Annotated in this window: 17 protein-coding genes; 8 read left to right on the forward strand and 9 right to left on the reverse strand. The window is 37.0% G+C overall.

All coding sequences use genetic code 11. The annotated features are described in order from the left end of the window. Window positions 1-19: 19 nt before the first annotated feature. Genes GM920_RS06040 through GM920_RS06075 form a run of 8 tightly spaced genes read right to left on the reverse strand, consistent with a single transcriptional unit; the run spans window position 20 to window position 8,502 of the window. Window positions 20-1,117: a glycosyltransferase family 4 protein gene (locus GM920_RS06040; RefSeq protein WP_182954446.1), complete on the reverse strand. Its 1,098-nt coding sequence runs from the start codon at window positions 1,115-1,117 to the stop codon at window positions 20-22. Window positions 1,118-1,127: 10 nt separating this feature from the next. Then, entirely contained in the window at window positions 1,128-1,805 is a 678-nt protein-coding gene (locus GM920_RS06045; RefSeq protein ID WP_182954448.1) for a class I SAM-dependent methyltransferase, read from the reverse strand. After that, window positions 1,750-3,060, reverse strand: a complete 1,311-nt coding sequence (locus GM920_RS06050; protein ID WP_182954450.1) for a hypothetical protein — start codon at window positions 3,058-3,060, stop codon at window positions 1,750-1,752. The genes GM920_RS06045 and GM920_RS06050 overlap by 56 nt, the downstream gene beginning before the upstream one ends. A 10-nt stretch (window positions 3,061-3,070) precedes the next feature. Next, window positions 3,071-3,679, reverse strand: a complete 609-nt coding sequence (locus GM920_RS06055; RefSeq protein WP_202986042.1) for a sugar transferase — start codon at window positions 3,677-3,679, stop codon at window positions 3,071-3,073. Between the two features lie 22 nt (window positions 3,680-3,701). Further along, the gene (locus tag GM920_RS06060) at window positions 3,702-4,799 is read right to left on the reverse strand and encodes a glycosyltransferase (RefSeq protein ID WP_182954453.1); all 1,098 of its coding nucleotides are present in this window, start codon (window positions 4,797-4,799) and stop codon (window positions 3,702-3,704) included. Window positions 4,800-4,841: 42 nt separating this feature from the next. Continuing rightward, a complete protein-coding gene (locus tag GM920_RS06065) occupies window positions 4,842-5,711 on the reverse strand; it encodes a glycosyltransferase family 2 protein (protein WP_182954455.1) in 870 nt (289 codons plus the stop codon). A 44-nt stretch (window positions 5,712-5,755) separates the two neighbouring features. Then, on the reverse strand, window positions 5,756-7,204 hold the full coding sequence (locus GM920_RS06070) for a lipopolysaccharide biosynthesis protein (protein ID WP_182955415.1): 1,449 nt from the start codon (window positions 7,202-7,204) through the stop codon (window positions 5,756-5,758). Between the two features lie 5 nt (window positions 7,205-7,209). Next, window positions 7,210-8,502: a nucleotide sugar dehydrogenase gene (locus GM920_RS06075; RefSeq protein WP_182954467.1), complete on the reverse strand. Its 1,293-nt coding sequence runs from the start codon at window positions 8,500-8,502 to the stop codon at window positions 7,210-7,212. 545 nt (window positions 8,503-9,047) lie between these two features. On the opposite strand from GM920_RS06075, the gene GM920_RS06080 reads away from it, so the two are divergent. The 8 genes from GM920_RS06080 (at window position 9,048) to GM920_RS06115 (ending at window position 14,558) form a co-directional block, all read left to right on the forward strand. Then, window positions 9,048-9,458 carry a helix-turn-helix domain-containing protein gene (locus tag GM920_RS06080; RefSeq protein WP_182954469.1) on the forward strand — a complete coding sequence of 137 codons (411 nt, stop codon included), beginning with the start codon at window positions 9,048-9,050 and terminating at the stop codon, window positions 9,456-9,458. A gap of 210 nt (window positions 9,459-9,668) precedes the next feature. Next, window positions 9,669-10,622 carry a helix-turn-helix domain-containing protein gene (locus GM920_RS06085; RefSeq protein ID WP_182954472.1) on the forward strand — a complete coding sequence of 318 codons (954 nt, stop codon included), beginning with the start codon at window positions 9,669-9,671 and terminating at the stop codon, window positions 10,620-10,622. Between the two features lie 114 nt (window positions 10,623-10,736). Then, window positions 10,737-11,717 carry a helix-turn-helix transcriptional regulator gene (locus GM920_RS06090; RefSeq protein ID WP_182954474.1) on the forward strand — a complete coding sequence of 327 codons (981 nt, stop codon included), beginning with the start codon at window positions 10,737-10,739 and terminating at the stop codon, window positions 11,715-11,717. Between the two features lie 163 nt (window positions 11,718-11,880). Further along, entirely contained in the window at window positions 11,881-12,522 is a 642-nt protein-coding gene (locus GM920_RS06095; protein WP_182954475.1) for a Crp/Fnr family transcriptional regulator, read from the forward strand. A 108-nt stretch (window positions 12,523-12,630) separates the two neighbouring features. Further along, complete coding sequence (locus tag GM920_RS06100; protein WP_182954478.1) at window positions 12,631-13,071, forward strand: hypothetical protein; 441 nt, start codon at window positions 12,631-12,633, stop codon at window positions 13,069-13,071. 274 nt (window positions 13,072-13,345) lie between these two features. Continuing rightward, window positions 13,346-13,807 carry a MauE/DoxX family redox-associated membrane protein gene (locus tag GM920_RS06105; RefSeq protein ID WP_182954480.1) on the forward strand — a complete coding sequence of 154 codons (462 nt, stop codon included), beginning with the start codon at window positions 13,346-13,348 and terminating at the stop codon, window positions 13,805-13,807. A 72-nt stretch (window positions 13,808-13,879) separates the two neighbouring features. Further along, entirely contained in the window at window positions 13,880-14,170 is a 291-nt protein-coding gene (locus GM920_RS06110; protein ID WP_182954483.1) for a hypothetical protein, read from the forward strand. A 79-nt stretch (window positions 14,171-14,249) separates the two neighbouring features. Further along, the gene (locus GM920_RS06115; protein WP_182954485.1) at window positions 14,250-14,558 is read left to right on the forward strand and encodes a hypothetical protein; all 309 of its coding nucleotides are present in this window, start codon (window positions 14,250-14,252) and stop codon (window positions 14,556-14,558) included. Between the two features lie 36 nt (window positions 14,559-14,594). On the opposite strand, the gene GM920_RS06120 is transcribed toward GM920_RS06115, so the two are convergent. Further along, window positions 14,595-16,043, reverse strand: coding sequence for a TlpA family protein disulfide reductase (locus GM920_RS06120; RefSeq protein ID WP_182954487.1), 1,449 nt, complete (start codon window positions 16,041-16,043; stop codon window positions 14,595-14,597). Between the last annotated feature and the right edge of the window lie 56 nt (window positions 16,044-16,099).

The raw sequence follows: 16,099 nt of genomic DNA on the forward strand, positions 1-16,099 counted from the left end.
TTTTTTTTGAGACCATTGATTAGCTGTTATAGGCCTGGCTATGTTTTCTTTCCGCAGCGCCGATATGGTATTTTAACCTAAATGCATTTTTACTATTTTCCCTGATGGTAGGCTTATCCTGGCAATACACCGCTTCCTTTATGGCCTGGTAATAACCATCTACACTATTGTCCTTGCTTAAAAAACCGTTATCCTTATGGTTAATCATGTTCTTAATACCACCAACCTGCGTACAGATCGAGATACAACCTACAGACAAGGCCTCGATTAAAGAGATCGGCATGCCTTCATAAAAACTTGACAGGCAGAAAAAATCGGCGATACTCAGGTAATCTGCAATGTTGTCCTTACCTCCTAAAAATTCGATGGATGGATCATCTTTGCTGAGCTCATGGAGTTTTTGATATAATGACTCATCCCGAACTTCCCCTATAATGAGCAACTTACACTGCTGTTTTTCCTTGGCATTGAACTTTTGTACCGCTTCGATGAGCAGCTGTTGATTTTTCACTTTAATGATTCTGCCGACATGAATTAAAAGAAAATCGGTCTGATTGTCTTTGTATTTATGGCGCAATTCTGGGTATTCCTTGGTTAGGGATAAATACGGCCTGCCGTTTTCAATCACCATATCATTATTTAAACCATAATACTTACGGAAGGAATCACTGCCATCATTGGATACGACTATAGGCGTAATTAAATGTCTTTTATAAAGGTTTTTCCTTAATGACTTGATCAAAAAACCTGGGCATTCTGCTTCTGCAGTGGAATGAATCGTATGGAAAAACCTGGTATTCGTTTTTTTAAGCCGGTATAGCATTAAATATTCCAAGGCATTTAAATGGGAATGAACCACCTCTATTTTCTGCTCAACCAACCAGGAAGTCAGGGCGAGTAATACCCTTAAGCTAAACCCTGGTCCTTTATCAAAGGAAATATAATTTACCTGAGCACTAATTTCATTCCTAAAGGTAGTCTCTGGATCATTGTGGCACAGGGAGATCAGATACACTTCATTTTGTCCATTTCCGGCAAGTTCATTGCATAAATCCACGACAAAACGTTCTGCTCCTCCCCTTCCCAAAACTCCGATGATATGTGCTATTTTCGTCATGATTAACCTATTATTTTTCAGCTACGCCGATCAGGATATAATGCATTTTCTGTGGAATCAATTTTTCGAGGTGTCCATCTATTCTACCCAGGAAATTTCTTTGACCTTCGGTTCTTCCCAGACAACCTAAAAAACCGGCAGTGGTAAAAGAGATACTTTTGAAAGACTGAAAGATGTAATCAATTTCATCCAGTTTAACATAATTCCAATCTGGTGTACCAAACCTCTTTCTGAGCACTTTATGTAGTAGAGAAGCTTCCAGATTTTCCGCGAACAACAACCGGCCACTTGGTTTAAGTGCTTTATGGATCTCGTTCAATGTTTTCAATTTGTTTTCATTGCAGCCTTTCTGACTAATCCCGCCAAGTATGGATTTAAAGGCGACAATATCAAAATAGCTCTCATAAGGAATATTCATGGCATCCATAGCTGCATATTCGATATTGGCATTGCAATCGTATTTTTTGTGGATATTCCTGGCGCTTTCTTTGGGTTCCATTAAATCGGTACAAAGCACCTTATTGTTATGGAGCGACAACCATAAGGACAGACCTCCGTTGGCGGCACCCAATTCCAGACAATGATAATCTTTGTCTTTAATATCCACATTTTCTTCCCAGTAATCCAGGGCCTTAGCCCAATTTACTATATCCCAATCGATAATTTCCTTCAGCTGCTCCGGTATCATATCTCAAACCATTTGGTTCAGGATCATACCGCTCGGCTGTGATGTCAATTGGTTGCTGAACACGTTTAAATTCCTGGATTTTCACGAGGTGGAGAATGCTGAAATACAGGAACAAAGTAGGCCCATCTGCACTCACCAACCACCCATTATGAGAAAACGCGTTAATGGAGACTCCTAAAAAGGAAAAGCACAAACCGATAAGCAAGGCATTTTCCTTTCGCCGGATTTTGAATAGTACGCCAAAGAATATTTTTCCGACCCTATAATAGAGAAACAAGAGCAGCCCTAGTCCAAGAAAGGGCCCCAGATACGTGAAAAACATCAGGTAAGCATTATGTGAGGTTAATCCTGTATTGAATGTCGAATTTCTGTAAGTAACATCCCTCCAGTTTTTCCCATAGAAAATTAGTCCAAAAGGGTAATCTGCATATATTTTTAGATTCTCTTCAGACATCCCTACCCGATTGTAATAGTTTGCCCCTTTTCCTTCATTTTTAGCCAGGATATTATTCTTGGCATCGAAGTTCTCTTTGATGATGAAGGAGTAAGAAATGAAACCAATTAATACGGCTGCACTGATGATAAAAATCGACTTATATCTATAGTAAAAAACAACGAACAAAAAGGCTGAACTTAAAAAGGTAACAAATACGGATCTGTTCATTCCCAGATAAATGAAAATGATACATACGATAAATGCGAGGACTTTAAGGACAATGTTTAGTCGGAATACCTGCGTAATTACAAAGAGAAAGGATACTAAAGCGGCCAGTTGATAACCGTAGTTGAACTGCGTCAGCGCCAGTCCAGCCGGACTTTGCAAAATGGTATCATTCAGCAGGGTTCCCCTCAATTGATCTATTCTGGCAGGCAAGAAATGATTCAGGACCATGATGATTGCGGAGAAAAATAGCAGAGCATAAAAAATCCACATGGATAGTTTGAACCTGAATATGTTATCGCCTACGAAATAATTAAAGTAAAGGATGCAGCAAGTCACCACAATGAGGCTGGCAAAAAAGCCCAGATGATCCGCCATCCCAACATAATCATATAGGAACAATGCGAAAAAAAACAGCATTGCTTCTTTTCCATATAAAAACGGTGATTTTGCTTCTCTAAAAAATAGGACCAATGGTAGGCACAATACCAGTGGTGCAGGAATTCTGAAAATTTGCGTCATGAATATCCCGAATGACAACGTATAGATATACGCGACCATAAATCCTGTAATTAAAAACTTTCTAAGTAACATATCGATTTTGTTAGCTATGAGATGATCGGATCATTATTTTTTTTAGCGTCAGGAAAATGATGGTCAGGTCAACCCAGAGGTCATGTTTGTTGATATATTTTAAGTTCTGGATGATTTTGCTGGGAATGATTTCGTTGATATAAAAACTTTCCGGATCGTCTGATTTGGCCAACAGCTCATTTTCTTCAGAAAAGGCGATTGAGGCCCAATCGGTAATCCCTGGTTTCACAGAAAGTACCTTTTGTTGTTGTGCATCGTAAAGTGCCACATATTTATTAACCTCCGGTCTGGGGCCAACAAAACTCATATCTCCTTTTAACACATTGATCAGTTGAGGCAGTTCATCAATTTTATACTTCCGCAGCCAGTATCCCAGTCTGGTGATCCGTTTATCATGGTCGCCAACGGTGAGCAATCCTGCTTGATCCGAATTGGTATACATGGTTCTGAATTTCAACAGCTCAAAATCAATCATATTTCGTCCAACACGGGTTTGTCTGTAAAAAACACCTCCTTTTGAGTCTACCAAAATTAGTATAGACACGATTAGGAAGGGAATTACCAGGAAGAGCATTCCTAGCAGGGCCAAAGCAATATCAAAACCTCTTTTAATGTACATCTTCTGATCTATTAAACTGTGTCTAACTCAAGATTAACGCTTCCCATTTTGAGGTGATTACCTCCTGTGCGTTTGTTTTACCGATCAATTTCCCACCTAGGGAAAGTCTTTTTTTAAATGCGGCGTCATTTAGAACTTCAGACATTGACGCGGCAAGCATAAAAATATTTTTATCTTCTACCAGCAGGCCATTTCTTCTATTTTCAATAATTTCTCTGGGGCCAAATTCGCAATCCATGGCGATGCTTGGGCATCCCATACTCATCGCTTCAATTAAGGCATTTGGATAACCTTCATTTCTGGAGGGGAGGACAAACATTTCCGCCTGTAGGTAATAGTCTTGCAAATTCTCTTTTGCTCCGATTAACCTCACCTGGTTTGTCAAGCCCAACTCCTTAATTCTTTTGATCAATTGATCCCTTTCATTTCCATCTCCAGCAATAATCAAATCAATTTCCGGTGTCTGAATTTTACTGTAAGCTTCTACTAATTGGTCAAACCCTTTTTCATAAGAAAGCCGGCCAACACCCAGTATAAACTTTTTGTAATGCACCTGTTCCATTCCTGCGGGCTCAAAAACATTCACATAATTTTTGATGAGCTGAAAGTTATTTAGCTTTTGGAATGATTTGTTTTTCTTCAGACAACCTTCCATTGCTTGTGCGGGTACAACGATCGCTTTGGATTTACTGTACACGAAGCAGCACACCGATTTCAACAGAAAATTAAACTTGTTAATGGTATTGTCAGGTGTTGTGCGCTCGGAAACTATGAAAGGAGTTCTGGTTAAGCTACAGGTGATCCCTGTCCACAGGTTAGCCGAGGTCATGAAGGAAATCACACAGCCTGGTTTTTCTTTGATCATCAACTTCAGGAGTTTAAAAAACGTCAGCATGGCATACCAAAGCCGATAAAACAGCTGTTCTTTTTTCTCTCCCTTGGTAAGGTAAAGGATATTTACGTCTTTGTCCACCGCATAAACAGGCTCCTTATAACTGAGGCAAACGATCGTAACCGGGAAACCTTCCTGGCAAAAATAATTTGCCAGGTTGGTTACCACCCGTTCTGCTCCCCCAGATGTTAATGAATTTATTACAAAAAAAAGTTTGCGCTTTGCCATATCCAAAAGATGATAATTAGATGAAAGGTCTTTAGAAATCCTTTAGTAGAGTAATAGATATTTGATGGTACTAAACGCATTATTGAGTTGTAAATGCCTGATATCGTGGCGTAGGTAATTTTTGGAATATACCTTGAGCAGTTTCCACTTGAAGTTGGTAGGATATTTAAAATTTTTAATGATGACATTAAAATCGCTCAACATCCTACCCCGGATGATCTGTGGATCTACCATACTCCAAACCCCGCCAAAATGTTTTCTATAGCAGCTCATGACTTCCGGCATCACATAGATCTTCTTACCGGTCACTGCTGTTGCGTACAATTTCAAGAACTTATCCGGTGCATGACACTTCAGGTACCAGTCCTGATTTCCCATATGGGTCACATCCAGGCTGGTTCTATAGATTAGTGTAGCCGTAAAAGTTTCGTCTTTATTTCCTTGTAGCACATCCTCGTAACCAAATTCCAGGCTTACCGGATTGGGATGCACATACAAGGTTTCCCCTTCCTGATCAATAATTTTCGAATAATGACAGCAGATGATATATTCTGGATTATTTTCCAGGAAATCGATTTGCTTTTGAAGTTTATAGGGGTCTGTCCAGAAATCATCTCCTTCACACATGGCCATGTATTTCCCTTTGGCCCGTTTCACAATCCTATTGAAATTATCCTTTAGACCGACATTGTGCTCAGAGGTAACCATTTTGATAATTTCCGGGTGTTTTTCCTGATACGACTCTACAATTTTCCGGGTCCCATCTGTTGAGCAATCCTCACCAATCAAGACTTCAAATTTGAATTTTGTTTTTTGCATTAGAAAACCTTCAATTGCCTGAGCGATATATTGCTCATGATTATAGGTTAGACAGCTCACACTAACCATAATTTCCTGATCATTTGCTTCCATATTCTATAATAAATTTTTAATAAAAACCTCGAAGAATTCTTTTTTTACTGGTACAACCTTTTTAGGACGAGTTGTTTAAAATCTATGATTGCGGATAGTTTAAAGAGGTAGCTTGCAGTAAAGTAGCCCATGAAATAAAGGAGACCTAAGGCGATAATTCTAAACAAATCATTGAAATTAGCGGCAACCAATAGTTTATCTATGAAGAAGCAAACCACACCTACTAAACCTGAAATGACCAAGGTGGGTATGATGTCTCCTATTTGCCTGACAAATGGGTAGTTGATAAATTTAGTGGTATAAATAGAATTGATGTAGAGGCCAACAAAGGTAAAAACCAATTGAAAATAAAGCAGGCCATAAATTCCAAATGGAAACACACAGAGAATCCCAATTACACAAAGCACTTTTTTGATCATTTCCAATCTTAAAAACAAATGTGTTTGTCCCTTTACTTTTAGAATATTTAAGTTGTAAGCATGTATTGGATAAGGTATGCCTGCTAAACATAAAATCTGAAAATAAGGCACAGCTGGCAACCATTTATCGGTGAGCATCAGTCGAAATAAGGGTTCTGCGATCACACAAAGGGCAATTAAAGTAGGTGCCATCCAAAAAAGCACTTGTAACATTACCTTTCTATAAACGTATACCAGCTGTTCATTATCGTGGGAAATATTCACAAACATCGGAAAAGTGACTTTATTAATGGCTGATGATATGACGCCTATTGGCAGCTGGCTAATCGAATCGGCTCTGGAATAAAAACCCAATTGAGCGGGCATATAAAACTTACCTATGATGATGGTATAAATATTTTGGTACAGCTTATCAATCAGGCTGGACAAGGTCAGTTTGTATCCGTAGTGAAAATGACTTTTAAAGCTCTCTGAATCAAAGAGCAAAATCGGCCGCCAGGAAGAACAATACCAATGTAAAATTGTAGAAATTAAAGAGGTGATTAAGCTCATCCAAACCAAGCTCCAGGCACCATAACCCATTTTCGCTAAGATAATCCCGACCATACCGCCACCGATTACTGATGGAACCTGTATCATGGTCATTGTTTTGAATTTCATCTCTTTAACCAAGAGGGTTTGTTGAATTCCAAAAAAAGCATTTATAATTAGGGAGATTCCGTAAACGCGAACGACATTGGTTAATACTGGCTGCTCATAAAACCTGGCGATAAAAGGGGCGGATAAAAACAGGATTCCATAGATCAGTATACTTCCGATTAGATTAAAATAAAAGACTGTTGAGCAATCCTTTTGTGTCACTTCTGTTGTTCTGATCAAGGAGGAGGTTAATCCCCCATCAAGTAATGAATTTCCTACGGCAATAAAGATGGACAACATTGCGATCAGACCAAATTCTGCCGGAGATAAGATTCTGGCCAGTATAATGGTGATAAAAAAGCCGATAAATTTGGAGCTGAGCTCCTGTCCTACTGACCAAAGTACCCCATAAACTGTTTTCCCTTGTAGATCCATCACCTTTATAATCGGAAATCGACTGATGCATTAGGAAGCAATGATTTGATATCGTAGACTACTGAATTCTTTTTACATAAGCTCCTCAGGTCAATACTTTTAAACTCCTGGTGGGCAACTGCTAATAATATCCCATCGTATTTCCTGGTTTTAGACTCCCCATTTTCACATATAATTCCATATTCATGTTTTGCATGGGCCACATTTGCCCAGGGATCATGAACTGTTACCACCACATTGTACTCTTTTAACCTATTAATGATGTCAATCACCTTGGTGTTCCTCACATCTGGACAATTCTCCTTAAATGTGAAGCCCAATACCAGTACTCTTGCACCAACGATATGGGTATCTTTTTGAATCATCTGTTTAACCAGCTGATCTGCAACATAGGCGCCCATGCCATCATTAACTCTTCTACCTGCCAGGATAATTTCTGGATGGTATCCTGCTTCTTGTGCTTTTTGTGCGAGATAATAAGGATCTACCCCAATGCAATGTCCACCAACAAGACCTGGTCTGAAATTTAAGAAGTTCCATTTTGTACTTGCGGCATCTAATACTTCATTTGTATTGATACCTAAGCGGTTAAAAATCATGGCCAGCTCATTTACAAAAGCGATATTAATATCACGCTGTGCATTCTCGATAATTTTCGCAGCTTCAGCCACTTTAATACAGGATGCTTTATGTGTACCTGCAACGATAATAGACTTGTACAAATCATCTACAATGTCTGCAATCTCTGGTGTAGAGCCAGAAGTTATTTTAAGGATATTAGCTACGGTATGTTTTTTATCTCCGGGATTGATCCTTTCCGGTGAATAGCCTGCAAAAAAATCAACATTAAATTTAAGGCCTGAGGTTCTGGCTAAAACGGGTACGCATTCATCCTCCGTAACACCAGGATAAACAGTTGATTCATAAATCACAATATCACCTGGTTTAAGCACCTTACCAACTGTAATACTGGCGTTGATTAAAGGCATTAAGTTCGGGCGATTATTTTTGTCTACCGGCGTAGGTACGGTCACGATAAAGACGTTACAATTTTTTAAGATTTCGGGATCATTGGTACAATACAAACCTTGGGTGGTTGTACAATCCTTGGTCAGCACTTTATTCAACGTTACGCTATCAATTTCCAGTGTATGATCAAATCCTGAATTGAGTTCGGAGATCCGTTCCTCATTGATATCAAAACCCAACACTTTATATTTCTTAGCAAATTCTACAGCCAGTGGCAGCCCGACATATCCGAGGCCGATAATACCAATTTTAGTACGCGAGTCTAACATATTAATGGTTTTAAGAAATAGATGAATCAGCAGGTGATTTTAGAATGGTTGCTTTCCTTAAAAAGCTTTGGGAATCATCGAAGATGATGATATTTTCTACTATGTATTTTACAGCTTCGCCACTTCAGTTACAATGCTGAATGGAAAACAACTCGGTTTTAGAGCTCACCTTTTAAGGGGTGATTTCATAGATTAAAGCTAGGTAATAATTATGGAGAAAATAACGTGATTGTAAAAGTTGTAGACCAATTGTATAACTTTCACACTTTGGTTTACACTGTTGAAAATTAAGCCTCATTACTGCATCTGCAATTCCCCATATTTACACAATAAACCATTTTCATTGATGGGAATTTTTCAGATTGACTGGAAACGTTCGAAAAGTGATATCCCTTCATATATGTTCAGCTGCTTCATAAATTGAATCATTCCTTAAATTTCTCGCCATAATGATTACAAACTAGTCCGTAAACTAAAAATTTTGAAGAACTGGTATCATTTTTTCATGATGTAGGCAAGTTCATGTTTTTTTTAATCTACAAACTATGATACCTAATAAAGGAGATGTTATTGAACGTGCAGTACGTAAAAACATCGGAATCAGCGAGCTTTCCAGAAAACTTCATGTGAGTAGGACAGCTATATATAACTGGTTTGAAAATGGCCAGGTGAACCTGGAAACCCTCTGTAAAATTGGCCAGGCTATAGATTATGATTTCAGCAAAGAGTTTCCAGAGGAATTCGCTAATGCTCAAAATCAAAAACCTACGGAGCTGGCGGCTAAAGTAGGAAATCAGGATATTGCGCTCGACAATGTGGTTGATTATTGGATGACTAAGTATATTGATTTACTAGAAAAGTATAATGATTTGCTGGTAGACCTTAGTTTTCCCGATTCAAAAGCAAATTTAAATCACATAAATCCAGAATTCTCCAATCATTTCAGTCTACGCTAAACCCTCCAATTTTTTCTGTAAACTATTCCTATTGGGCAAAAAGCCCATTTTCTGCTATTCCAAAGGCAAAGCTAAGTCGTATTTAGCTAAAATGAATAAAAAAGAACAAAATATTCTATCGCAAAACAACAACAATTGTATTTTATTTAATTAAGTTTACATAAAGAACTTTAATACGCTACGCTCTTACTTCAAAGAATATCTTTCTATATGAAAAATATTACTCATTTGCTGAATGATTTAAATGGAATAACTCCGATTTCGGCGAATTTCTGGAATGACATACAGCCCCTACTTGTCGAGAGACAAAGGAAAAATGGTTATTTATTTTTAAAGCCAGGTCATGTTGCTGGTAAAGCCTGGCATTTGGTCTCCGGATTTATTGTTGTGATGAGAACCGGCCATAATGGAGCAGAGAATGTGGCCAGGATTTATTTCCCAAATGATATCGTGACAGACTTAAGGAGTTTCTTCGAAGGGTTCCCTATTGGCTTTAAACACGTAGGTGTAGGCGACATTACCGTGTTGGAGATCAAAAAAGCAGACCTATCGAAGCTAGAAAAGTATCCAGAAACCAGTAAGATCATTCAACACATTGCTTTTATAGACAGTAAAGTGGCGGATGAAAACAATCAAATGCTTCGACTTCCTGAAGAAGAACGTGTGAAGTTCTTTTTGGAAAATTTCCCACTGGCTGGTTTACCTGCTCCCCTATGTGCATCTTTCCTTAATTTAACGCTAGACCTTTATTTAACACTGGTGGAGACCTTATTGTCTTCGAATCAGATCATAGTCAAGCAATCTGCGGATACCCACCTGAACAACCTGGAGAAATCCAGTAATGTTGCTTACAAAATCATTAACTATTTAATTGCCAATTACACTAACCCAGACATTGGGGACGCAAATGAGATTTCGGCTATGTTTAACATGACCAGTGTTACCTTAAACAGGATGTTCATTAAGAATTTTGGACGTACTGTTCCTAAGTTTATTACGAAGCGTCGAATGGAAGATGCGGAAGAAATGCTGAGGAGCGGCTCCTATAATGTGGGAAAAGTGGCTTTGGCAGTTGGCTACAAAAATATCTTTCATTTTAGCAAGGCCTTTAAAAGTTATTACGGTTTTCCACCAAAACAAGGGAAACAACACAAACCCCAATAATCCCAATTATTTATACTTTTTACACAAAAAATTGGCCTTTTTATACAAAAATTGTAAATTTTAGCCATTCTTATTTAGAGCTAACGTGTTTAAATTTGATTCAAAGACAAATATATGCACGCGAATGTTAAATTGATATACAAACCATTATCAGTAATTAACAGCCCTTTCCATCAACGATTGGAGTTTTCTTCAGTCCCTTTAAAACTCGCAGAGGCCACCTATGCAAGTTTAGAAGAAACTAATATTTTGGTACAATCTATTGACCATCATTTGGTTCATATCCATTTGTATGATTACAAAGTAAAATCTTTTTTCATTATAGATTTTGAGGTTACTGAGAATTCCTTTTTTATGATTGTGCTTCAGGACGACAATTCTATATTGTACAATGAGCAGGGCGAAGTTTTATCAGAGATATTCGGTAACTCTTGCCGGCTTGCTTACCTCAAGGCAGGAAAATATAAGCGCAGCTTAATGGGCGGAAGTTACCAGATTCTATTGCTCACCATTAGTCCGGAATGGCTCATCTCCAAATATGGCAAACTTGATCAGTTTCAGGAATTGATTGATAGTTTTAACAAGGGCACCGCATCATTCTTTAGTTTACCCAGTGCTAATATCACCAAACAGATTTTTAACAACCTTTTGAAGCTAAATATCTTATCTAAACGAAGAGACGTCGAAATTGACTTACTTATTTTTTTAAACAACTGTATCAACAAATATCTGCATAAGTTAGGTCAAGGCCAATCTACTGTAAAGAGCCATGTGCAAAAAGCCGGGGAAATTGCAGAATTTGTAAAGACCTATTATGCCAGCAAAATCGTTGGTGATGAAGTTGCACTTGCCGATCATTTTATGATCTCTACCACCATGTTGATCAGGCTGGCCAAGCTTGCTTTTGACAAACCTTTGCACAAACAAGTGATTGAACTGCGGATGCATCATGGCTTGAAAATGCTGTTATCTACGGAAAGCACTATCCAGGAAATTTCTGTTAGCGTGGGCTACGATGACCCGAAATATTTTAGTCGCGCGTTTAAAAAAACGTTTGGAATGCCTCCTAACGATGTTAGGACCTATGTTGTCTAAATTAAAGGAGGTGGATTTTTCCTCTACAACTTTTTTGTTTATTTCATTCATTTTGCAAGAAAAATCCGTTTGAACTGAAGATTACTGACCGTAACTTTATTATTATCAACAGATTATAAAAAACCTCCGAAAAACGAATAACGTCATCTTTTTAATTAGAGTTATGAAAGTATTTGGAAATGAATCAAATAAAACACGATTAGAAACAATCATGTACAAGGAGATAATTCCTAAAGTGGAATTATTAGTCGGCCCATTAACACCTGAATGTATTCGCTACATTATCTCAAGCTGCAGATTAAAACAGGTTAGCAAGGATCAATATATAGAAGAAAGCGGAGCTTATGAAGATGGTCATTTGCATTTCTTGTATAGCGGCATTGCCCATAGTTTCTATTACCATGATGAATCTGACAGAACATTTGTAACGCGTCTCTGGAAAAAGGATGATATCCTATTTGATGTAAACAGTTTTGTGAACTGTGAAGACAGAAAAGAAGATATCCAAATGTTAGAAGATGGCGAGCTCATCTCTATTGGTCATTACCATTTAAAAAACTTGCTCAACAATTCTCCGAAGCTACTTTCGCTGTCCACATATTTACAAATAGAAAGAGAAACCTATAATAAGTTTTATCAGCACCTGCTAAAATCTTCGGTTGAAGAAAGACTCAACCTCTTCCTTAAGCACAATCCAACGATCATCAATAGAATAAACAAGGATTGTATTGCGCAACACCTAAATGTATCCAGATCCAGGTTGAGTACCGCATACGCTCAGTACAAGCTCAATAGAGAGCGTTAACCTGCTAAATATGTTCCAATTGCAACACGCGTTTGTTACATATGTAACAAAAACCGATTAAAACCCTGCTTACATTTGGTATAACAAAACGCTAATAATAAAACCAACATGCACGCTGAGAAAAAAATCTATTTCGTAAAACCTAAAAGGTATACACAGCAGTTCATAGGAGGTTTTAAAAATGATGCTTGTCTCGAAATCATTGATGGGATTCTAAACCCGGATCTCATCTCTGACCAACAGCAGAGTGCTTACTATATCTCGCTTGAACAAACGAATAGCATACCCAGAGATATTTTTATGTGCGATCAGAATTGCGAGGTAGAAGAAACAAAAAATGAAGAGCATAACATCTGCTTTTATGGCGGATCAGAAAGTCGTCATGGTTTATTTATTTCTAAGGTATTCGCAGACAGTGAAGAACAGGCATTAAGAAAAGTAATTGACATTAGAAATGAAACGATTGTAAATGGTGAATGGGACCTGGCATGGGAAAAACATAAACTACACTTATCGCGATTGAATAAAAAAGGAAAACAACACACTTAAACCAAACTCTACACAGTTTTTAATCTGAAAGGGCCGCGGGCTGAAATTCGGGAATAAGCTCCGGTCCTTTTCAAGAAAATTAGACGCTACAAGGACGATTGTAGTTTTTATATACCGCAAGAATATAGAGCATGATGATCATGTTGATCACCAGCTTACCAAATCCTGATCACGCTAAACTCGCGGGTTTTATGGCACAGATGGATTGCTCCTAGTCATCAACTCTATATGACTTGCAAAAAAATATTAGGTACGCTCAAAAAATTATAAAAAAATGGAAACGACACTAAGAAAAACATCAAGATTTCACCTTTCTGAAAAAGCTAAAGAGATTATAGTTGACATTATCACCTATTTGTTTATTCTTTTATTTGTCTATACAGCTTATAGTAAATTCAAAACAATTGATTCATTTAAGATAATCCTAGAGCGATCACCATTAACCGGTCCATATCACGATTTCATCGCCTGGGCAGTTCCGATTGTTGAAACCTTAATTTCAGCTTTACTTATTATTCCTTTTACAAAAAGGATTGGATTATATGCTTCTCTACTTTTGATGGTCTTATTTACTGGCTTTCTAACCTATGGTATTTTATCCGGAAGTCAACTACCCTGTCACTGTGGAGGAGTAATTAGCAGTTTGACCTGGCAACAGCATATTTGGTTTAATATTAGCTTTATTATTCTAGCAATACTAGGTCTTTACTTAAATAAAAAAAGTTTACGCGCGTGAAGCAGGTAAAATGCTATACCCTGTAAAAAGAAATATAGCAACCTTAAACTATAACCAATAATTAATAACATTATGAAAAAGGTATTTTTTGGCCTTGTGGTAGTTGCTACTGCATTAGGTGCAAGCGCATTTACAAGTGCAACTAAAGTAACTGGAATTAATTATCAACTTCAGGCTGACGGCCTTTACCACAAAACAGTTGATAGAACAGATCCAGATTTATGCAACTCTGTCCCAGACTCTAAACCATGTGTTATCTCACTAACAAATGATCAAGGTCTTACTTTCAGCGCTACTCTATTTCCACTTGCAACAAATCCAGCTATTTATAGTTCAATGTCGCAAGGGGTTATCACTCCTTAATCAAGACTGACCATTTTTTAAGTAGAGGGAGGTTAAATTACCCCCCTTTACTTAAAATCACTTACTAAATACAATCATTATGAAAAAATTAATAATTGGATTAACAATTGTCATGATCGCATTAGTAGCAAGTTCTCAAGCTAACATTAAAACAGTTAAATCAAAATGGTCTAACTATTATATTTATGAATTAAAGTTTGATGGCAATTATCACCTCACAAATGAATGGCCGGATGAAGCTTTTTGTTATGTAGATAAACCTTATTATTGCATGATTATTCTCCAATACCGTAATGGAGTTAGCTTTGACCCTATAATACTTCAATATATAAACAACCCTATAATTTATCATTTTAACACAAAGGGTTACATTGTGGACATAGAATAATCTGATCAAGTTAATCCACTAAAAATCAAACACTTTCTAAAGGTTTTTTTCAATTAAACTTATTAAGTCTTTTTCTCCTACTTGATTATTCGGCCAAGGGGGTAAAGTTGAGATTATTAAACCTCTTTTATTTATAAGTAAAAGATTGGGAAAAGCAACATACTTATAGTGAGCCACGATAGGATGAGCTATCCCTAATCCATTTGTATATACATTAATAGATTCTTTTGTACCATACAAGCCACTTTTAACACCTTCTTCAAACCTTTTTCGATCTTTATCAACATTGAGCCCTAAAAAAATCACGTTTTTATTTCCCTTAAAATATTCTTGGATAGGCTTCATATCTTTAGCCAATTTTAAACATCCAGGGCATCCATTAAACCAACTATCTACGACAAGAACCTTTCCCTTAAAATCACTAAGAGTTAACACCTTACCATCTAAAGACTCAAGACTAAAATCAAATGCCTTTACACCCCTCAATTTAGCATTAGCTATTTGTTCCAAAATGTCTCTGGATTTATTATCCCCTACACGAGTAATCGCATCACTGAGAAAATTAAAATTGAGAGGATCATTTGACATTGCATTGAAATGATATAAAATCAACCTATCTCTTAACAACCCTTTAAAGTTATTAAATATAGATCTATAAACGACACCAAACAAAGGCTTACCATCATAATTTAATAATTCTGAATTGTATTTTGTTAAATAATACAAGTATTGAATATACATAGACACGTTATTTATCACTAAAGTATCTATTACCGGCAATGTTGATATTTGTTTTCGAAATTCTGAAGTCACCTCTATTCTTAATGCATTAACATAATCCCTATCACGATGCTTCATTTGACTACAAATTCCTTGCAAAGAAATATATTTCACATAGTTTATTGCATTTGATTTAAGAACATTAGAAATGTTATTATCTAAATACCTCCTAATTTTATCTAGCGAGTCCAAACAATATGACAAACTCTCTATTTTCCATGCTCTCTGAGATGAAATATTCTCAATATCATTTATGGATTCGAATCTCTGTTTATTGTAAAAGTTGTATACCATTAATTGGTAATTAGCTTTTTCAGCTCCCTTCCCAGAGAACCTCATCTCTTTTTGTGATTTGACTTTTAAGTACAAACTATCCCCGGCTTCGACAAGGAAAGGATACAGCCACCCATCGGTTGGAAAACCATTAAACCGAAACCATCCCAAAGAACTAACACCTGTAATTGTTATTGAAAATTTATTACCGATCAACGGCCCCTCAAAAACCCTTGCCTTACCATAAGAAAACCTATCAAAATCATCATAATAACTCACTCTTATAATTCGATTACCTTTCAGTAATACTAAGCATGAGTCAGGTATATATCCTGAGATTTGCATACTATCGTATATTTTGGATTGCCCTTGTCCCTTTGAAGCAAAAGCCAATATTAATGATACTATACAAATAAAAAGTCTTTTTTTCATCTTGAAAATTCTTAATTGAAATAAATGCTTAATTTCATTTTGAAATTCTGTCGCGC

Source organism: Pedobacter gandavensis (assembly GCF_014172405.1).
Lineage (GTDB): Bacteria > Bacteroidota > Bacteroidia > Sphingobacteriales > Sphingobacteriaceae > Pedobacter > Pedobacter gandavensis.